The sequence below is a fragment of the Ideonella paludis genome (assembly GCF_018069865.1).
GTDB lineage: Bacteria > Pseudomonadota > Gammaproteobacteria > Burkholderiales > Burkholderiaceae_C > Ideonella > Ideonella paludis.
In genome coordinates this window covers 1-21,923 of record NZ_JAGQDG010000007.1, presented here as the reverse complement: position 1 = coordinate 21,923, position 21,923 = coordinate 1, and the positions used below count along the sequence as shown (strand labels likewise).

5 protein-coding genes and 1 pseudogene are annotated in these 21,923 nt (G+C 64.2%); 3 read left to right on the top strand and 3 right to left on the bottom strand.

Annotated features, from left to right (window positions below):
• Positions 1-26: 26 nt before the first annotated feature.
• On the top strand, positions 27-1,316 hold the full coding sequence (locus tag KAK11_RS17100; protein ID WP_210810489.1) for an FAD-dependent oxidoreductase: 1,290 nt from the start codon (positions 27-29) through the stop codon (positions 1,314-1,316).
• The gene (locus KAK11_RS17095) at positions 1,309-2,478 is read left to right on the top strand and encodes a pyridoxal-phosphate dependent enzyme (protein WP_210810488.1); all 1,170 of its coding nucleotides are present in this window, start codon (positions 1,309-1,311) and stop codon (positions 2,476-2,478) included. Before KAK11_RS17100 ends, KAK11_RS17095 begins: the two co-directional genes overlap by 8 nt.
• Positions 2,479-2,482: 4 nt before the next feature.
• On the opposite strand, the gene KAK11_RS17090 is transcribed toward KAK11_RS17095, so the two are convergent.
• Together KAK11_RS17090 and KAK11_RS17085 are read right to left on the bottom strand one after the other, a co-directional pair.
• On the bottom strand, positions 2,483-10,243 hold the full coding sequence (locus KAK11_RS17090; protein ID WP_210810487.1) for a DUF6701 domain-containing protein: 7,761 nt from the start codon (positions 10,241-10,243) through the stop codon (positions 2,483-2,485).
• 119 nt (positions 10,244-10,362) lie between these two features.
• Positions 10,363-18,087 (bottom strand): DUF6701 domain-containing protein, encoded by a 7,725-nt coding sequence (locus KAK11_RS17085; RefSeq protein WP_210810486.1) that lies wholly within the window; start codon positions 18,085-18,087, stop codon positions 10,363-10,365.
• 200 nt (positions 18,088-18,287) lie between these two features.
• Here KAK11_RS17085 and KAK11_RS17080 point away from each other — a divergent pair, with 200 nt between their 5' ends.
• A complete protein-coding gene (locus KAK11_RS17080; RefSeq protein ID WP_210810484.1) occupies positions 18,288-20,633 on the top strand; it encodes an EAL domain-containing protein in 2,346 nt (781 codons plus the stop codon).
• Positions 20,634-20,640: 7 nt separating this feature from the next.
• Here the strand turns inward: KAK11_RS17080 and KAK11_RS17075 are convergent.
• Positions 20,641-21,923, bottom strand: a pseudogene (locus KAK11_RS17075) (DUF6701 domain-containing protein); the annotation flags it as partial.

Sequence of the window (21,923 nt, the reverse complement as noted above, 5' to 3'; positions counted from 1 at the left end):
ATCGATAAAACACAGGATACGGAAGTATGCGAATCCTCATCTTAGGCGCCAACCTGGCGGGCTTGCTCAGCGCCCAGCAGATGCGCCGACAAGGGCATGAGGTGTGCGTGTTGGTGCATGGCACTGAAGCCACCCACCAGGCCGCACCGCCCATGGTCTTCACGGACCCCGGCCCTTGGGGCGCGCCACAAGGGGCGCTTGCCACCCTGAGTGCCCTGTTGCGGGACCAAGGCGACTTGCGCCTCGGGCCTGATGGCCTGGGCCACCTCGGCTGGTTGCTGCGCTGCTTGGGCCAACGCTGCGGCAGCGGCGCGCGCAGCCAGGCCTTGCGCGCGCTGGCCATGGCCCGCCGCAGCAAACTGGCGCTGGACGAGTTGCAAGGCCGTGAACACGGACTGCCCACGCCGCAAGCCCTGGCCATGCTCAGCGTCCACCGCCATGCAGGCCCCGCCCAACAACACCAGCACCGCGGCCCCATGTGGCACCTGGGCACGCGGCCCACATTGGCCCCGCTGAGCGCAGAAGCCGCCACCTTGCCGGCTCACGACGCCGCTTGGGGCCAGACTGCTTGCGCGCTGAAGTCGGAAGGCCTGATGCTGGCCGACAGCGCCGCTGTGCTGGCTGACCTGCGGCAACAACTCGCCTTGGAAGGCGTGCGCTTTGTTTACGACCAAACGGTCGATGGTGCGGTCCACACGGGCCAGCACCTCCATAGCGTGACCTTGCGCGGCACCTTGAACCAAGCCGATGAGATCGACTGCGACTGGGTCATTGCCACCTCTTGGCCCGCCGCCCAGCCGCTGCTGAAGGCCTTGGGCCTGAAGCCTGACCTGGCGCCGATGACCCAGGTCGGCTTGCACATCCAATTGCCCGAGACCGCCGGGCCACCGCTCTGCCTCCATGACCAGCCCAGCGGTGTGCGCCTCATGCGCCAAGGCCAGCGTTTGTGGGCCCAGGGGCCGCTCTGGCTCGGAGAGCCCGAGGGCCCTCTGACCCAAGAGGTGGCGCACCTGAGTGCTGCCGTCACGCGCTACTTTGGTCCGGCCTGGTCTCTGGTGGCCGACCAGGCTCTGGTGCAAACCAGCTGGGTGGCACCGGATGGCCTGCCGCTGGTGAGCCGCACCTCGACCCGTAACCTATTGCTCAACCTCGGCCACCACAGCGCCACGCCCCATCTGGCCTTTGGCGCGACGCTGCTGCTGCGCACGCTGATGGACACCCGCGCCAGCGCCCGCCGGGCCACCGCCACCTCCACTCCCTGGTCGCCGCAAGCCGCCTCGCTGGCGACCAGTGCACAAGGTTCTCACCATGATTGACGTTGCTGAAATGGTGGTTGATGCCCCCACCACCTGGTTCCCTCTGCCGCCCACCCATGCCCAAGCCAGCGCTTTGGCGCGCTTTGCCTTGCATGTGGACGACCTGAGCCTCACCGTGCGGGCTTGGCGCGCTCTGGCCAAAGACAGCGCCCTCCTGCTCCCCTATGCCGCGCCTTATCCCGGCCCCCTCGCCTCACCGCTGCGCAGCCTGAACCATCACCCGGCGCAAGCGCTGCTGCCCGCCGGCCTGACCCGCGCATGGCTGAAGTGCGATGACGAGTTGCCCCTGTCGCAAAGCCTCTCGGACCGCGGCATGAGCTATGCCGTGCTGAGCCTGATCAGCGATGCCATGATTGCCGAAGGCATGGCCCATGTTGGCCAGCCGCTGATGGGCGTGGACACGCCTGGCACCCGCACCTGGCTCAGCGAACACCAGTTGGTGATCCATGGCCCCGGCCGCGACGCGCTGGCTGCAGCCCGCATCTGCCAAGCCCTGGGTCTGCCCAGCCGAGTGATCTTGCAGGGCGCCACCCCCCAAGCGCTGCTGGAGGCCCTGCAAGACAGCGGCACCCAGGTCAGCGAGCCGCTCTCGAGCAGCGCGCTGGCACAGCTCAAGCGGCAAGCCGGCGGCTTCAACAGCAGCACATGGTGGCTGGACACCGCCGAATCTTTTGCAGCGTTCCAAGGCTATGCCTGCGCAGCGCTAGAACTGAAGCAACAGCTCTTCAGCCACGACATCCAGCCCACGCTGCGCCAACCGGTGTTGGTGTTTGTGGCCAGCAGCAATTGCCTGGGCGCTGCGGCCTTGGTTCGGGGCCTCAAGAGCGTGTTTGGGCACTGTGTGCAAGCCGTGCTGGTAGAAGACAGCCATCAGCTCAAAGCCTTGCCGACGCTGTGCCGCTGGCCGCAAGACGGCGAAGCGGCGCACGGCAGCGTGACCTCGCAGATGGGCAGTACCGCGCTGACGGGCATGGTCGACGCCATCATCACGGTTGACGACCGCCATCGCCGCTTGGCACGCCTGCCACTGCCCGAGCACACCCAGGCTCAGTTGGCGGACGATGCGGTGGGGATCTTCGCCGCCGCGGCCGAGCACTTGCGCGCCCTGCCGGAGAACCCGCCGCACGTTGTCTTCTGGCTGAGCGACTGCGCCTTGAGTTGAGCGGTCAAAAGACCTCGCGCACATGCACCGAGCGTCTGGTTTCCGGTGCATAGACGCCAAAGGTGCCTCGGGCCGACGGGTCGCGGTCATAGCTGCTGGCGCAACTGCCCTGGCGTGAGCGCAGCCAGGGCAAGCCCGCGCCCGTGGCGTTGCCGTGGGCGGGAAGGCAGCTCTCATCAGCCGTGTTCACCCCCACGCCCAGGTTCACGGCGAGATCCACACTGCCAGTGCCGCCGCCGCTGGGTGCGCCCAGCGTGATGTAGCCGCTGCCGCCGAAGAGGCTGACGCTGCTGATGGTGCTGGTCCAGGTGGCAGGTGCGTTGTTGTGAGCCAGGGTCCGGGCCCGCACCACCGAAGCGGGGGAGATCACGGTGCAGGTGTCGGCGCTATTGAGCACCCAGCTCTTGCCGCTCCAGTACTGCAGTTGCATGGGAATCTGCAGCGGGGCCTTTTCACTGCCAAAGGCATTGCTCAACACCAAACGGCCGCTGCGCAGCACCATGCTGCCCTCGGCAAAAGTGCTGGAGCTGACGCCGTCTGTGTCGGTGGCTCGCAGGCTGATGGTCTGCTCGGGCGTCAGCTTGTTGAGGAAGCTGAAGCTCACCGCGTCCGCTCCGACGCCGGCCACAAACGAGCCGGGCGCCACGCTGCCGCTGAGCGTGCCCGTCGCATTGGCGCTGGCCAAGCTCAGGTTTACCGTCTTGGCAAAGCTGGGGCTGGTGCCGCTGCTGCCGTCGTAGTTGCGGGTGACATCGCCCTGAGCGTTGCGGGCCGTCACCGTGGTGGTGAAGGGCTGGGCCGCGTAGCTGAAGCTGCCGCAGGCCGCAGCGGTGGTGACATCAAAGTGATGCGGCTTGAAGATCAAGGTGCCGGTGTCGCTGGTGTGGGCCCCTGTCTCCACGGTGTACCAGCACGTCTTGCCCGCGCTGGGGGCCGGGTCGGCCGGGAAGGACGCCGCCACACAGCTGATGGAGCCCGACACGCCATGCTTGTAGTTGATGGACGCACCGCCGGCGTCAAAGGACACGGTCGCCGTCACCCCAGCCGGTAGGTTGCAGGTGCCGCCTTGGCTGGCGCAATAGGCCCAGCCGCCGGTGGTCTTCATGGCCGAGAAGCCGCTGCCCAGATAGCTGCCGCTGTCGAGCTTGGCCAAGACCTCTGCCCGCCCCACCTCCGACCAGCTCAGCCCCGAGAAGCTCACCACACCATTGCTCGCCGCACTGGCCGTGCCTGTGTTGAACACACCGTCCTGCGCCGCCGTGCCTGAAGGCTTGGCGCGGTGCAAGACCAAGGCTGGGCGCTCGGGCGTGGACTCCAAGCCAAAGTTTGGCGCGGCCGCGCCGGCTGCATTGAGGGCGGTCACCGTCACACCAAAGGCCGTGCCGGCCACTTGCGACGTGGAGGCCGGCACAACCGTGAAGGTCATGGGGGCTGCGATGAAGTTGTCGTCCCCACGCAGGCTCAGCCCGCTCTCGCTGCCGCTGCTGCCCACCCAGCTCGCACTGAGCTTGACCTGGCCAACATCCAGGTATTGCACGGTGGTGGTGGCCTGGCCGTTGGCATCAAAGGTGAGTGTGCGGCTGGCGCCGCTTGCATCGCAGGCGCTGGTCGTCACGGCCGCAGCGTTCAAGCCCACGCCACTGACCAGCACCGGCCGCGTGCCACTGCCAGGGTTCAAATACTCACATTTAAAGTTAACACTCTTGGCCCCCGTGAACGCCGGCTTACAGGCCAGGCTGTTGTCGGCCTTCTTGACGGCGCTGAGCGTGATGGTTTGGCTCACACCGCTGCGGTGGTGAGGCACATCAAACAGCAGCCCCGCATCGGCCACGGTCATGGCGCAGCTGTTGGCCGCTGCGGCCGGCGTGGCGAAGCCACAGAACACGCCCTGGCTATTGCCCGGCGTGATGGACAAGCCCGTGACGCCCACCGTGGCCGTGCCCGGCGTGGTCACCTGCGCAGTGACCGTGACTTGCGAGCTGCCACTCGGAATGGTGAAACCCGCACCGGCGGGGAAGTTGACTGTCAGCCCACTGCCTGACAGCGTGAGCGTGCCACTGACCCCACCGGTGTAGAGCGAGGTGCAGGCTGCGTCAGCACAGGCCTTGATGGTGTAGCTCGTGGGCGAGCAGGTCACGCCGCTGCTGGAGCTGGCGGTGATCTCCAGGTGGTCGAGCAAGCGACGGCTGACCGTGAAGTAGCCCACGCCGCCCCAGGCCTGCAAAGTGGCCGCGGGCAGCACTGCCAAACGACCCGCCGCGCTGGTGCTCACGCCCACACCACTGGCCACGCAACTGGCTGAGCTCATGGTGACGGAGGCCGCACCGGTGGCGAAATCAGCGCTGCTGGCCGTGGTGAGCCAGAGGTCGGTGGCCGCATTGCCACCCAAGAACTCGGCGGGGATCATGCTCTCCGGAATGCACACCGCCACCTGGGTCGGCACCGTGCCGGTGACTTGCGCGCGCCACACCCGCGCGCTGCGCGTGCGGCCGGCTTGCGGGCCCGTGGCAATCGTGGTGGTGCTGGTGGCGGTCTGGCCGTTATCGCCCACCACCACAAAGGAGCGGTTGGCGCTGAAGGCCACGCCGGTGGTGGGCGCAATGGCTGTGGCGCTGGAAGGCATGCTGGCGCCCGTGGTGAGCGTGATCTGCCCACCCGAATTGCTGCTGCGTGAAATCAACTGGTTGAGCTTGGTGGCGTCGTCGCGGCCCAGGCCCACCACATTGTGGTGGTAGCCGGTGCCCGCGGCCCAGGTGGTGCCTCCACCACTGTGGGTGTAGCTCGTGCTGGCAGCCCCATTGCCGCCCAAAGTCACACCGTACTTCAGGCCCAAATAGCTCTCCAGTTGGGTGGCCAAGCCATCGGTCATCGTTTGCCCCAAGAACAGCACGCCCTCGGACATCACCCCTTGAAAGGTCGTTTGCGCACCGCCCCCAAAGCCGACTCGAAACTCCGAAGCATTGCCGGTGAAGGCGATAGGGGAAGCGATAGACGTCAGAACACGCCCATCTCGGCGAATGCTCTGCTTGACACCGCCGGGTGTTGCAGCCGTGGAGTCCATGGTGAACAAGAACACCGAAGGCGTGTTCACGATGGTGGTGTCAGCGACGGAAGTGCGGTTGGTGGTGCAGCAGTTGCCCGAGTCCCAATACAGGTTGCTGAGCCAAGGGACGTGGATAGACAAGCGAGCGTCGGCATATCCAGCAGGCAAAACCGTGCTTTCTCGGTAGAGAAAGTTCATCTGACTGTTGCTGTTGGGATAGCCCACAAACACCATGTGCGCCCGCGCCCACGTCTTGCTGCCCAGCAAGCTATTGGCCCGGAAGTACTGCGCTGCGGCGTCACTGGCCGTGGCGGACGTGAATTCCACCACGGGGTTGAAGTTGATGTTCAGCGCATTGCTGTTGCGGAATTTAGGGGCCACCGAGCTGGCGGTCAGCGGCTTCGCGGCATTGGACTCATTGGCCCACGTGCCAACGGCCGTGTCGTCTGCTTGGCTCAGGCTGTTTGACCTGGACCACCACACACTGCCCGGCAGTCCCCCAGGGCAAGTGGTGCTGGTACTCAGGGCCAAGACCTCCGAGGCCGGAAGCGCATAGTCAAACACCCGCACATCGTCCAGGGCACCCGCAAAGGGATACTGCGAGAAGTCCACGTCTTCATTGCCACCGCTGCCGATGACCAAGGGCTGGGTGGTGTTGGGCTTGTAGCGCATGCTGGTGTTAGAGCCCGCAGCTGCGCCGTTGATGTAGATCGTGCCAGTCCCGGTATAGACCCCGCTGGCATCCGGCCCGCTGGTGACTTGATAAGTGGCCACCACATGGGTCCAAGTCCCGAGCGACACCGCCGAACCCTGCACCTGGCTGAATGTGCCCGCGCCGGTCCAGAACTGCCACATATTGTTGTTGGCGGCGTAAAGGTTAAAGCCGGTGACGGTGCCTGCGCCGGTTCGGGAGGTCAGAGAGCCCCGAAAGGTTCCCGTCCCGCCATCTACGCGGACCCAGTGCGCCACGCTGAAGCTCTGCGGGTTCAAGGCCGCGGCATAGGGCACTTTGATGCGCTGACCCGCAGCGAACACGCCATAGGTGCTGCCGCAGGTGGGTGGCGCCACCTTGGACTGAGTGGGGCTGCCGGTGATGGTGCCATGGCGCTCGTAGCCACTGCTATCCAGGACCGAGCCTCCCGTGCTCCAGGACGATTCTTCAAACTGGTAGCGGGCCACCTCGCCCAAGAACGCCTCTTGGGCTCGGCAGCCCGAGGGCATGGTGAGGCCTGAGCTGTTGCTGACGCAACTGCTGCTGCACGAAGAACCAAAGCCAGCGCTGTTGCAGCACACGCCAGCGGGGCGCGCGTTGGAGGACAGGGTAATGGTGCCCGTGGTCAGCGTTCGCGCACACTGCGCCGTGCTGCTGGTGTACATCTGAATGCCACCGGTCTGGGCCGTGCTGACGGTACCGGTCACGACACTGCGGTCGCCGATATAGACGCCATAGCTCGATGCGTAGGTCGCGTTGAGCTTCACATCCCCATTGACCACCGCGTCATAGCCGATGTAGATGTAGGCATAGCTCGCCGTGATGGTGCCACCAAACCTCGCCCGGTAGTAGGCCCAGTTGTAGAGGTAGCCTACCGTGGTGGTGCCACCGATGGTGATGTCGTTGGCCGACATGTTCAAGTAGCAGGTGCTGTTGCAACTGACATTGCCGCCGATGGTCGTGCTGGCACTGAGCGTGATGGTGCCGTTGCCGCCACTCAGGCTCTGCCCCACGCTGCTGCTGGCCCCCAGCGTCACGCCCGAGCCGGCCAAAATGCCACCGGTGATCAGAGCCGTCGTGCCCATGTTCACGCTGGTGGCTGCCGTCACGCTGCCCAGCACCGAGGTGGTGTTGCCGGTCGTGATTGAACTGGAAGACACGAGGTCGCCATTGATCGTGGCTGTGGCCCCCAGGTTGATCGCCGCACCGGCCGTCACGCTGCCCGTGACACTCAAGCCGGCTTGGACGGTGACATTTTGCGACGCATAAACTCCGCCTTTGACCGTGGTGCTTCCGCCCAGAAGAATCTGACCACTCACCGCATTGACGGTGTTGCCACTGGGCGAGGCCAACAAGCTGCCAAACTTGGCCCCGACGAAGCCGCTGTAGGTGTTGGTGTTGCCAATCGAGCCCACACTGGTGGTGCCCCCCACATCGGTGTTACTGCCCTGTAGGTCCAATTGGCACGCGCTGCAACTCACATTGCCCAGCACCTTGGCCGCGGCGTGCATGTAGATGTTGTTGGAGGCCCCGGTGCCGCCCGCCGTCGCATTGGTGATGCTGACGTTGCCGCTGACCTGGCTGCTGCCGTAGAGATAAATGCCGCCGCTCTGGGCCGAACTGATGTTGCCGCTGACCGTGCTGCGATCACCCAGGTACACCCCGTAGGTCGAAGCATGGGTGGCATTGAGCTGGATGTTGCCCGTCACCGCGGCGTCATAGCCCAGATAGACATAGGCATAGCTCGCGGTGATGGTGCCGCCAAAGCGGGCGCGGTAATAGCCCCAGTTGTAGAGGTAGCCCACCGTGGTGGTGCCACCGATGGTGATGTCGTTGGCCGACATGTTCAAGTAGCAAGTGGTGGTGCAGCTCACATTGCCGCTGATGGTGGTGCTCGCGCCGAGCGTGATGGTGCCATTGCCACCATTGAGGTCTTGAGTCACGCTGCTGCTGGCGCCCAAGGTCACCCCAGATCCGGCGGTCACCCCCCCCGTGATGAGGGCTGAGGTGCCTGTGGTGAGGCTGCCGCCGGCAGAGACATTGCCGGTGACGCTCAGTGACGTACCGACGGAGATCGAGCTGCCCGCCGTCAGGTTGCCCGCCACATTCAGGCTCGTACCCGCAGTGATGCCCTGCGAAGCCGCCATCCCGCCTTTGACCGTCGTGCTGCCGCCCAGCAAGATTTGGCCGTTGCCGGCGTTGACCGTATTGCCACTGGGCGACACCAGCAGACTGCCGAACTTGGCGCCGGTGTAGCTGCTGTAGGTGTTGGTGTTGCCTATCGAGCCCACACTGGTGGTGCCGCCCACATCGGTGTTGTTGCCCTGCAGGTCCAGCTGGCAGTTGCTGCAACTCACATTGCCCAGCACCTTGGCAGAGGCGTACATGTAGATGTTGTTGGAGGCCCCGGTGCCGCCCGCTGTCGCATTGGTGATGCTGACGTTGCCGCTGACTTGGCTGCTGCCGTAGAGATAAATGCCGCCGCTCTGGGCCGAACTGATGTTGCCGCTGACCGTGCTGCGGTCACCCAGGAACACCCCGTAGGTCGAAGCATGGGTGGCATTGAGCTGGATGTTGCCTGTCACCGCGGCGTCGTAGCCCAGATAGACATAGGCATAGCTCGCGGTGATGGTGCCGCCAAAGCGCGCCCGGTAGTAGCCCCAGTTGTAGAGGTAACCCACCGTGGTGGTGCCACCGATGGTGATGTCGTTGGCCGACATGTTCAAGTAGCAGGTGCCGGTACAGCTCACATTGCCACTGATGGTGGTGCTGGCGCCGAGCGTGATGGTGCCATTGCCACCATTGAGGTCTTGAGCCACGCTGCTGCTGGCGCCCAAGGTCACCCCAGATCCGGCGCTCACCCCTCCAGTGATGAGGGCTGACGCACCGACGGAAATCGAGCTGCCCGCCGTCAGGTTGCCCGCCACATTCAGGCTCGTGCCCGCAGTGATGGCCTGCGAAGCCGCCATCCCGCCTTTGACCGTCGTGCTGCCGCTCAGCAAGATTTGGCCGTTGCTGGCGTTGACCGTATTGCCACTGGGCGACACCAGCAGACTGCCGAACTTGGCGCCGGTGTAGCTGCTGTAGTTACTGGTGTTGCCTATCGAGCCCACGCTGGCGGTTCCGCCGACATCGGTGTTGTTGCCCTGCAGGTCAAGCTGGCAGTTGCTGCAGCTCACATTGCCAATCACCTTGGCAGAGGCGTACATGTAGATGTTGTTGGAGGCCCCGGTGCCGCCCGCCGTCGCATTGGTGATGCTGACGTTGCCGCTGACTTGGCTGCTGCCGTAGAGATAAATGCCGCCGCTCTGGGCCGAACTGATGTTGCCGCTGACCGTGCTGCGGTCACCCAAGAACACCCCGTAGGTCGAAGCATGGGTGGCATTGAGCTGGATATTGCCCGTCACCGCAGCGTCATAGCCCAGATAGACATAGGCATAGCTCGCGGTGATGGTGCCGCCAAAGCGGGCGCGGTAATAGCCCCAGTTGTAGAGGTAACCCACCGTGGTGGTGCCACCGATGGTGATGTCGTTGGCCGACATGTTCAAGTAGCAGGTGGTGGTGCAGCTCACATTGCCGCTGATGGTGGTGCTGGCTCCCATCGTGATGGTGCCAGCGCCTGCCGCCAAGTTGCCCGAGATGGACGAGCCGGTGTTCAGCGTCGCCCCCACCGAGTTGACGTTGCCCTTGATGCTGCTGCTCGTCAGTGTCACCGCGCCGGTGACGTTCAAGGTCAGGTCGGCGGTGTTGCCGGTGCTGTTGATGCTGGCGCCGGTGGCATTGAGCGCACCGTTGACCGTGATGGTGGCCGGCACGGGGCTGTTGATGGTGACGGTGTCACCACTCAACAGGGTGAGGCCCGTACAGGTGTAGCTCGGCCCCGCGCCAGTGCAGGTCGACGGCAAACTGCCCGGGAACACATAGGCGGCCGCCTGCACCGAGGGTGCAAACGCGATCAAGGCCACCCAAAAGGTCAGCCATCGCAAAACCGAGCCAAATGCGTGTGTCAAGGGCGTCTCGAAGGAGCAAACCGTGCCAAGAGCCAGCGGAGTGCCAGCCCCTGCCATTCTTGCGGGGCCGAGGCCGCCTTGATCTCGAAAGAAAAGCGGTGAAGTGCCTGCTTTGGCGCCTAGAAAACCTCGCGCACGTGCACCGAGCGCTTGGTTTCCGGTGCATAGACGCCAAAGGTCGCGCGGGCGGCTGGGTCGCGGTCAAAGCTGCTGGCGCAACTGCCCTGGCGTGAACGCAACCAAGGCAGCCCCGCGCCCGTGCTGGCCGGATGGCTGGCGTGGCAGCTCAGGTCGGCGATGGTGCTGCCCAAGTTGATGGACAAGTCCACACTGCCGGTGCCGGCTGGGCTGGGTGCGCCCAGGGTGATGAAGCCGCTGCCGCCCGTCAGGCTCACGCTGCTGATGGCGCTGCTCCAGGTCGCCGTGGTGTTGTTGTGGTTCAGGGTCTGCGCCCGCACGACCGAGGCGGGGGAGATCACCGTGCAGGTGTCGGCGTTGTTCAGCACCCAACTCTTGCCGCTCCAGTACTGCAGCTGTATCGGAACCTGCAGCGGGCTCTTCTCGCTGCCAAAGGCATTGCTCAATACCAAACGGCCGCTGCGCAGCACCATGCTGCCCTCGGCAAAAGTGCTGGAGCTGACGCCGTCCGTGTCGGTGGCCCGCAGGCTGATGGTTTGCTCGGGCGTCAGCTTGTTGGTGAAGCTGAAGGTGCTCATGTCTGCCCCTACACCCGCCAGGAACGAGGTCGCCGCCACGCTGCCCGTCAAGCTTCCGGTGGCATTGGCACTGGCCAAGCTCAGGTTCACGGTCTTGGCAAAGTTGGGGCTGGTGCCCGCGCTGCCATCGTAGTTGCGGGTCACCGCGCCCTGCGCATTGCGGGCCGTCACGGTGGTGGTGAAGGGCTGGGCCGCATAGCTGAAGCTGCCACAGGCGGCCGCCGTCGTCACATCAAAGTGGTGGGGCTGGAAGCTCAAGGCTCCCGTTTGCGAAGCATAGTGGCCGGACTCAATCTGGATCCAGCAGCTCTTGCTGGCGCCCGGCTTGGGGTCGCCGAAGTAGGCCGCTGTGCAAGGCACATTGCCGGACTGGCCGTGCTTGAAGAACAGGTTGGCGCCGCCTGCATCAAAGGACACCGCAGCCGTGGTGCCGGCGGGTACGGTACAGGTGCCGCCCTCCACCGCACATTGCCATGCGCTGGCCGTGCTGGCCACCGAGGTAAAGCCCGAGCCCAGGTAGTTGCCACTGGCCAAGCGGGCCGTGACACTCAGGCGGCCCACCTCACTCCAACTGGCCGCGCTGTAGCTCACCGCCCCATTGCTGACGCTGCCCGCCGTGCCTGTCGAGAACACGCCGTCCACGGCACTGGCGCCGGTGGGTTGATTTCTCACCCAGTTCGTCACAAAGCCTTCCGGTGGCGTCTCTTTGCCGAAGTTGGGCGTTGGCTGCCCGGCCGCATTGAGCGCAGTGACGGTGTAAGCAAACGGGCTGCCCGCAGCCACGCTGGCCACGGGTGTGCCGGTGATGGACATGGTCTTGAACGGCGCGATCACAAAGCTGGAGGAGCCGCTGAGGCTCAGCCCGGCGCTGCTGCCCGAGCCACTGGCCGATGCGTTCAGCCTGAGCTGGCCCACATCGTCGTACTGCACCGTCAGGGTGGTTTGGCCATTGCTGTCAAACAACAGGCTGCGCGTGCCCGTGCTGCCGTTGCAGGTGCCCGACGGGTTGGTGCTGGTGTTGGTGGCGGCGCTGCCCGCCACCAGCAAGGGCTTGGTGCCGGTGGTGGGGTTGAGGTAGTTGCAGCCCACATTCACGGTCTGGGTGCCGGTGAAGGCGGGCGCGCAGGCCAGGCTGTTGTCTGATTTCTTCACCGCGCTGAGCGTGACGGTCTGGCTGTAGCCCGCCCGGCTGTGCGGCACATTTAGCAAGAAGCCCGCATCGGCCACCGTCATCGCGCAGCTGTTGGCCGCCGCTGCGGAGGCCCCGAGCCCGCAGAACACGCTCTGGCTGTTGCCGGGGGTGATGGACAGGCCGGTGGCGCCCACCGTGGCGGTGCCAGGTGTGGTGACCTGTGCCGTGACGGTGACCTGCGAGCTGCCGTTCGGGATGGTGAAGCCTGCGCCTGCAGGGAAATTGACCGTCAGGCCGCTGCCCGTGAGCGTCAGCGTGCCGCTGACCCCGCCGGTGTAGAGCGACGTACAGGTCGCATCAGCGCAGGCCTTGATGGTGTAGGTGGTGGGGGCGCAGGTCACGCCATTGCCGCTGCTGGCCGTGATCTCCAGATGGTCCAGCAAACGGCGTGTCACGCTGAAGTAGCTGACGCTACCCAGCGAGGCCAGCTGAGCTGCAGACAAGGTGGCGACGCGGCCCGGCACGCTGGTGGTCACCCCCACGCCCGAGCCTGGGCAGTTGCCCGCACTCATCACCACCGACACGGGGCTCGCACTCAAGTCCGACGCCGTGGATGCATTCAATTGCAGGTCGGCCAAATTGCCCGTCAAGAAGCTGCTGGGCAGCATGGCATCCGGGATACACACCGTCCATTGCGCGGCAGCCGTGCCCGTCTGCTGCAAGCGCCACAAGCGCATGCTGCGGCTTCTGCCTGCCAGCCCTCCGGCTGCGATATTGACGGTGCTGGTCGAGGTCAGGCCGTTATCACCCCAGATCACAAAGGATCGGTCCGCCAGTTGCGCACCGTCTTGGGCCGATACCGTGCTGCTGCCGTCCGGCATGGTGGCTTTGCTGGTGGCGGTGATCTGCTGCCCCGTGTTGACCGAGCGCGAGATGCGTTGGTCGAGCAGCAGCTTGTCATCACGGCCGATGCCGGCGATGTTGTGGTGGAAGCCCGAGGCTGCGGCCCAGGTGGTAGTGGCGGCGCTGTCTTGATAGCTGGAGGTGGTCGCGCCATTGCCCCCGAGCGTGCTGCCGTACTTCAAACCCAGATACGTCTCCAACTGAGCCGCTTGCGCATTGCTCATCGAGGAGCCGAGGAACAGCATCCCTTCTGCCAGCACGCCACGCAAGGTGCTGTCCATGCCAGGCCAGCCGACACGGAAATTGGAGTTGTTGCCCGTGAACGCATTAGGGCTGCCGGAGTTGGCCTTGATCACGCCGTCCCGCCGAATGCCCAATTTGCCGCCATTGGGCGTGGTGGCCACGGCGTCCATATTGAACATCCAGACCGACGGATTGTTCACCAACGTACTGTCTGTGTAGTTGGTGCGATTGCCATTGCCGCTGGCGCCCGCATCCCAGTACACAATGCCCGGCGTCCAGCCCATGTGGAAGGACAGGCGGCCGTCAAAGCCCACACCGGGGTCCACCGCATCTTCAAAGTACACCCAGTTGTTTTGGGGCGTGCTGGTCACATAGCCCACCATCACATAGTGGGCTTGCTGCCATGTCGAGGTTCCCAGGAAGGACGGTGCAGAGAAGAACTGCGCCCCTGCAACGGTGCCGCTGATGCTGGTGAACTCGACCACCGGATTGAAGTTGATGTTCAAGGCATTGGTGTTGCGATAGACCGGCTTGGTCGTGCTGCCCGTCAAGTTGCGCGAGCTGTCTGCCTCATTGGCCCAGGTGCTCATCGCAGCACTATCGCTGCCTGAGAAGCTGTTCGCCCGGCTCCACCACACCGCACCACTGAACACCCCGGCATCAGGCACGACGGGCACGGTGTCCGGATACAGGCCCTGCGTGCCATTGCCATAAGGAATGGCGGCGAACGCAGAATCCAGCGGCCGCTTCCAGCGCAAGCGGGCCACGGCGCCACCGCCCCACTCGTACATATTCATCTCAATGGGGTAGCGCGTGCCCGCTTTGAGGTAAATCGTCGTCGAGGTGTCATCCGTCGGCCCGTGCAGCGTCCAGTTGTTGATGAGCTGCTGCCCATTGACCCAGAGACGCACGCCGTCATCACTTTGGGTTTGGAAGGTGTACCAGCCCGTGTAGGGCACCAGCACATTACCCGTCCAGCGCACGCTGAAGTAGTCGGCATTCACGCCCGTGCCGGGGCTGCCTGCGCCCCAATCAAAGTCCACCGGGCCATCGCGGCGCGACAAGGCCACCGCGCCCGTCAAGTCGGTGGTGTTGTAGTAGCTGCCATTCAAGCCATAAGGCGGCTGGCAGCCCACCGGCATGGTCAGGCCGGAGCTGTTGCTGACGCAACTGCTGCTGCAGGAGGAGCCGAAGGCAGCACTGCCGCAGCACACACCGCCAGGGCGGGCCCCCGTGTACAGGGTGATAGGCCCTGACGTCAGGGTACGGGTGCATTGGGAGGTGCTGTTGGCATAGTGGTAGACACCGCCACTCTGGGCGTTGCTGACGGTGCCATTGACCACCGATCCGTCTTGGATGTAGATGTAGTAGCCATAGTTGGCATAGGTGGCCAACAGGTTCACATCGCCATTGACCACCGCGTTGTAGCCAATGTAGATGTAGGCATAGCTGGCGGTGATGGTGCCGCCAAAGCGCGCGCGGTAGTAGCCCCAGTTGTAGAGGTAGCCTACCGTGGTGGTGCCGCCGATGCTGATGTCATTGGCCTGCATGTTCAGGTAGCAGGTTCCCGTGCAACTCACATTGCCGGCAATGCTGTTGTTGGCCGTCAAGGTCACCGTGCCATTGCCGCCGCTCAAGAACTGGCCCACTGTGCTGGCGGTGCCCAGCGACACCCCCGACCCTGCGGTGATCGATCCGGTGATCGCCGCAGAGTTGCCCAAGCTGACGGCCCCCGCCGCCGTGATGCTGCCTTGCACCGTGGTGCTGGTGGTGGTGGTGATGCTGCTGCTTGACACCAAGCTGCCGCTGACCAAGGCCGAGGAGCCCAGGCTGATGGCGCCGCCCGCCGTGACACTGCCGGTCACGTTCAAGCTGTTGATCACGGTGATGGCCTGCGAGGCATACATGCCGCCTTTGACCGTGGTGTTACTGCCCAGCAAGATCTGCCCATTGGTGGCGTTGACCGTGTTGCCGCTGGGCGCCACCAGCAGCGAGCCGAACTTTGCGCCGGTGTAGCTGCTGTAATTGCCGGTATTGCCGATCAGCGCCACGCTGGTGGTCCCACCCACCTCGGTGTTGTTGCCTTGCAAGTCGAGTTGACAGTGGGTGCAAGACACATTGCCATCGATCTTGGCATTGGCGTACATGTAGATATTGCCGGCCAATGCGCCCACGGTGGAGACATTGCCCGTCACCTGGCTGCTGCTGTAGAGGTAAGTGCCTCCGGACTGCGAATTGCTGACGGACCCATTGATCACCGATCCGTCTTGGATGTAGATGTAGTAGCCATAGTTGGCATAGGTGGCCAACAGGTTCACATCGCCATTGACCACCGCGTTGTAGCCAATGTAGATGTAGGCATAGCTGGCGGTGATGGTGCCGCCAAAGCGGGCGCGGTAATAGCCCCAGTTGTAGAGGTAGCCTACCGTGGTGGTGCCACCGATGCTGATGTCATTGCCCTGCATGCTCAGGTAGCAGGTTCCCGTGCAACTCACATTGCCGGCAATGCTGTTGTTGGCCGTCAAGGTCACCGTGCCACTGCCGCCGCTCAAGAACTGACCCACTGTGCTGGCGGTGCCCAGCGACACCCCCGACCCTGCGGTGATCGATCCGGTGATCGCCGCAGAGTTGCCCAAGCTGACGGACCCCGCCGCTGTGATGCTGCCTTGCACCGTGGTGCTGGTGGTGGTGGTGATGCTGCCGCTTGACACCAAGCTGCCGCTGACCAAGGCCGAGGAGCCCAGGCTGATGGCACCGCCCGCCGTGACACTGCCGGTCACGCTCAAGCTGTTGGCCACGGTGATGGCCTGCGAGGCATACATGCCGCCTTTGACCGTGGTGGTGTTGCCCAGGAAGATCTGGCCATTGCTGGCATTGACGGTGTTGCCGCTGGGCGCACTCAGGAGGCTCGCAAACTTGGCACCGCTGTAGCTGGTGTAGTTCTGAGGGTTGCCAATCAGGCCCACGCTGGTGGTGCCACCGATGTCGATGTTGTTGCCTTGGATGTCCAGTTGGCAGTTGCTGCACGCCACATTACCCAGCACCTTGGCGCCCACATACATGTAGATGTTGTTGCTCGAAACACCCGTGCCACCGGCTGCGGTGTTGGTGATGGCCACATCGCCACCGACCTGCGTACTCGCGTACAGGTAGATGCCACCCGTTTGCGTATTGCTGACCGTGCCGTTGACGACCGTCCGGTCTTGCAAGTAGACGTAGTAGCCGTAGTTGGCATAGGTGGCCAGCAGCTTCACATCGCCATTGACGATGGCGTCATAGCCAATGTAGATGTAGGCATAGTGGGCGGTGATGGAGCCGCCGAATCGGGCCCGGTACGAGCCCCAGTTGTAGAGGTGTCCCACCGTGGTGGTGCCGCCGATGCTGATGTCGTTGCCCTGCATGCTCAGGTAGCAGGTTCCGGTACAGCTCACATTGCCCGCAATGCTGTTGTTGGCCGTCAAGGTCACGGTGCCATTGCCACCATTCAAAAACTGGCCCACGGTGCTGCCCGTGCCCAACGACACCCCCGAGCCCGCGGTGATCGAGCCTGTGACCGCCGACGAATTGCCCAGGCTGACAGAGCCGGAGGCATTCACGTTGCCTTGGACGGCCGTGGACACGCCCGCAGTCAAGCTGCTGGAGGTGGTGAGGTTGCCCGTCACAGTCACAGAGTTGGCAAAGGTGACACTGCCCGTCGCGGTCATGCTGCCCGTCACCAAGCTCGAAGCCCCGACGCTGACAGCGGCGCCCGACGACACATTGCCCGTGATCGTCAGGCCGGACCCAATGGTGATGGCCTGCGTCGCACTCATGCCACCTTTGACCGTGGTGGTGTTGCCCAGCAGGATTTGTCCGTTGCTGGCGATGACGGTGTTGCCACTGGGCGCCACCAACAGCGAACCAAACTTCGCACCCGCGTAGCTGCTGTAGTTGCCGGTATTCCCGATCTGCGCCACGTTGGTGGTGCCACCAATGTCGGTGTTATTGCCCTGCAAATCGAGTTGACAGGCGCTGCAAGTGACATTGCCCTGCACCGTCGCACTGGTATACATGTAAACGCCACCGGTCATGGCCCCAACGATGGAGACGTCGCCCGTCACCCGACTGCTGCTGTAGAGATAGATGCCACCGGACTGCGCATTGCTCACCGAGCCGTTGACCACTGCACGGTCTTGCAGATAGACGTAATAGCCATAGTTGGCATAGGTGGCCAGCAGCTTCACATCGCCGTTCACGACCGCGTCATAGCCCAGGTAGATGTAGGCATCGTGCGCCGTGATGGTGCCGCCAAAGCGCGCGCGGTAGGCCCCCCAGTTGTAAAGGTGGCCGACCGTGGTGGTGCCGCCAATGGTGATGTCATTGCCCTGCATGCCCAAGTAGCAGGTGCCGGTGCAGCTCACGTTCCCCGACACCGTGGTGCTGGCTGCCAGCGTGATGGTGGCAGCGCCTGCCGCCAAGTTGCCCGTGATGGACGAGCCGGTGTTCAGCGTGGCCCCCACCGAGTTGACATTGCCCTTGATGCTGCTGGTCGTCAGCGTCACCGCGCCGGTGACGTTCAAGGTCAGGTCGGCGGTGTTGCCGGCACTGTTGATGCTGGCTCCGGTGGCATTGAGCGCACCGTTGACCGTGATGGTGGCCGGCGTGGGGCTGTTGATGGTGACGGTGTCACCCGTCAACAGGGTGAGGCCCGTGCAGGTATAGCTGGGGCCTGAGCCCGTGCACGTGGACGGTAAGTTGCCCGGAAACACATAGGCCGCGGCCTGCGCGGCAGGCGCGAGCACACACAAGGCCAGCCACAGGCCGAGCCAACGCCAAAAACGGTGTCTTCCCAGATCAATCATTCGGCTCATGCAGTACCGGTGCCCTGCCCCTCATCACGCGTGCTGAGGTCGCAAAGCCACCACCGTCCATTGTTTCGGTCCACCGTGCATCCAAAGCGCCGAACAGCGGCCCGAACACCCACCAACTCTGCGGAGAACCCCTGCGTCTGCGGGGACATCTGTCAGGTTTCTCAGCGCGTCGCCCTGCTGCACACTCTGCGAGAGCAGTGATGGATCTGCCAGACATCCGCCGCTCCACCATGTCCAGCACGCCCACCCCTCCGCCCCCCGCAAGCGCCCCGCCCCTGTGCTGGCGTTTGCCATTGGACTATCTCGTCTTTGCGACAAGCCTGCACCTCAGCGCTCAAACACTGGCTGAGTCCAACTTCTTCTGGGTCATCAGCGGCTGGGTCAACGCGGCGCTTTACCTGAAGCACTACCGACCCTCGGTCGCCATCGAGCCGCATCGGCACGACTTGCTGGTGCTGATGCTGGTGGTGTTTCCGCTGATCGAACTCAACCGCTGGCTGGGCGCAGAAACAATGGGCCGCGCCAATCTGGTCGTGGATGTGCTTTGCTTGGTGGGCTTCACGTTCTACATCGGTCGCTTCTCGATCCACGAGCTGCGGCGGCTAGAAGACAGGCTCAACACCCCCGGCATGTGCGCTGACAGCCTGATGATCAGCACCGCCTTGCTGGCCTGCGTCTTCCCGGTGCTGCTGGGTCCGGCACACGGCGCCACGCTCATGCACAGCCCCAGCCTGCTGATCACGGTGGGCTACCTGACGCCGGGGGTGTTCATGATGATCGGCACCGGGCTGATGGTCAGCAAGGCACGGATGAAGCTGGAGCCCACAGAGATGATCTTGATGGTGGGCTCGGTCCTTCTGTTCAGCCATTTCGCCCTGTGCTTGCTGGCGGGCTATGCCACTCCAGACAGCGTGCTGTCGCTCAGCCAGTGGTCCAACATCGCCATCTCTGCTGCGGGCGCCATCGTCATGCTCTACACGCGCATGCCCGCCCCGCCCAGCAAGCCCCGCCAAGCCCTCAACCACCTCGGAGCATCCAGCTTGGTCGGCGCCACCTTGTTGGTGTTGGCACTGCCGGCCACTTGGTTGGCCTTGGGCGAGCAGGCCGAACGCACCCCCTTGGTGGTGTGGGTGTTTTGCGGGGCCGCCTGCACGGCGGTGTTGTCGATGCGGCTGATTCCTCTGCTCAAAGAGGCCTTGCGCTGGAAGCTGGAGTACCAGCGTTTGGCGCTCCAAGACAGTCTCACCGGGCTGGACAACCGCCATGCCATCGACACCCCTTCGCCAGCCAGCGCCGAGGAGCCGGCCTCTGATGTGATGGTCTTTTGCATTGACCTGGACGACTTCAAGTCTGTCAATGACCTGTATGGCCACCCCACGGGTGACCGGCTGCTGCGCGCCGTGGCAGACAGCCTGCGCCGACAAGTGGAGGAATGGCAAACCCAGCATCAAGCCGCCCATTACCGGCTCGCTCGCTTAGGAGGCGATGAGTTCTTGATCTTAATCACCAGCCACGCCGGCCCCTGGAGCCGGGTGCAAATGCTGCAGATGGCGGAAGAGCTTTATCACCGCTTGGCGCGGTGGTGGGATTTGGGCCTGGGCAATCCCGTCTTTTGCAAAGCCAGCGTGGGCTGCGAGACCAAGCCTGCCTCAGAGTGGCAAGCGGCTTTGCACAGCGCCGACTTGGCCTTGTATGCCTCCAAGCGCAACCACACCGGCCCGGTGGCCAGCCAGCCTCCCACCAGTGCACCGCCCGAGAACCGCCCACCGCACCGGCAACAAATTCGCCAATGGACCCACCAAGCGCTGGACGGCATGCCGCTGCCGCTCGACCTCCAAGCCATCGTCTGCGCCGAGACCCATGAGATCAAGTCCTATGAAGTCCTGGCGCGCCTGCCTCACCCCGAAGCGCCCGGCCAGCGCCTGATGCCCGGCACCTTCTTGGGCGTGGTCGACAGCGACGGCCTGCACCGCCTGCTGTGCCGCCGCATCTTGGAAACCTTGGCCACCCATCACGAGGCGCTGAAGGGCCTGCACCTGTCCATCAACATCGACCCCGCCATGCTCACCAGCGTGGAGGCGGCGCAGTGGCTGCACACCCAGGTCTTGGCCAACCGACTGGAGGCCAAACGCATCACGCTGGAGGTGCTGGAAAAGCAAGTCACCTACGACGCCAGTCTTGGGGCCGCAATGTCCTGGCTGGCACAACAAGGCTACCGGCTGGCGATGGACGACTTCGGCAGCGGCTACTCCAATTTGCAGCGGCTCTCAGAGCTGCCCTTTTCAGTGCTGAAGATTGATGCTGCAGTCATCCAAGCGGCAGCTCAGGGCGACGACGCGCCACTGCAATCCATTCACCGCATGGCGGTACAGCGCAATATGTCCTTGGTGGCAGAGGGTGTGGCCACGGTGCGGCAGCTGGCAGCCGTGCAGCGGGCCGGCATCAAGCTGGTGCAAGGCTTTTTGCATGCTCGGCCCCATCCCATTGGGCTCATCGCCGCGCACGAGGTCGAGATGGCTCAGGCCGACCTGGCATGGGCTCGTTGATGGCAGCTCAGAAAACATCCCGAACATGCACCGACTTCTGAATCTCTGGCGTATAGACCCCAAAACTCGCCCGGGCTGACGGGTCGCGGTCAAACGTGCTGGCGCAATTACCCTGGCGCGAGCGCAGCCAGGGCAAGCCCGCGCCCGTGCTGGCAGGGTTGGCCGCCAAGCAGCTCTGGCCCGTGCTGCTGCTGCCCAGGTTGATGGACAAGTCCACCGTGCCCGTGCCGCTGGGGCTGGGGGCGCCCAGGGTGATGAAGCCGCTGCCCCCACTCAGGCTGATGCTGCTGATGGCACTGCTCCAGGTTGCGGTGCTGTTGTTGTGGTTCAAGGTCTGGGCCCGCACCACCGAGGCGGTGGGGATCACCGTGCAGCTGTCGTCACTGTTCTTGACCCAGCTCTTGCCGCTCCAGTACTGCAGTTGCAAGGGAATCTGCAGGCTGCTCTTGTCGCCACCAAAGGCATTGCTCATCTGCAGTCGGCCGCTGCGCAGGGTTTGGCTGCCGTCATAGCCGCTGGAGTTGACACCGTCGGTATCCGTCGCCCTGAGGCTGATGGTCTGCGGCGCAGTGAGCTTGTTGCTGAAGCTGAACACCGGGGCCGTGGCCACTGTGTTGGCCAGGGTGGCCACACCGGCGCTGAAGCTGCTGGCGGGCACGCTGCCGCTGAGGCTGCCATTGGCATTGCCACTGCTGTCGCTGAAGTTGACGCTGCGCGCCACCGCGCCCGCGTAGTTTTGGGTGACCGCATTCAGGGCGTTCTTCGCTGTCACCGTGGCCCCAAAGGGCTGGCCGGCATAGCTGAAGCTGCCGCAGGCAGCAGCGGCCGCCACCTCTAGGCGCGCCGGCCTGACTTGGATGTGGGTGGTCACGCTGCCCGCCCCCGACAGGGCGGTGTAGTAGCAGGCCTTGCTTTGGCCCACCGCAGGGTCGCCAAAGTAGGCAATGCTGCAGGGCACGCTGCCAGTTTGCCCGGTGCGCATCACACCATAGGCGGACACCCCAAAAAAGACGGCCGCTGTCACGCCACTCGGGACCACGCAGGCGTTGGCACTGCCACCACTCTCGCTCGCACAATGCGTCCAGCCCATGACGCCAATCGGGTTGCCCGCACTGGTCAGGCTGCTGCCCAAGTAGCTGCCGCTGGCCAAGCGCACCGTGGGTGAGATGCGACCCACCTCACTCCAACTGGCGTTGCTGACGTCCGCCACTCCCGCATTGAAGAGCCCCACCGTGCCCGCAAAGCTGCCGCTTTGCGCCCCGGCCCCCAGCGGCTCCGAGCGCACCCAGT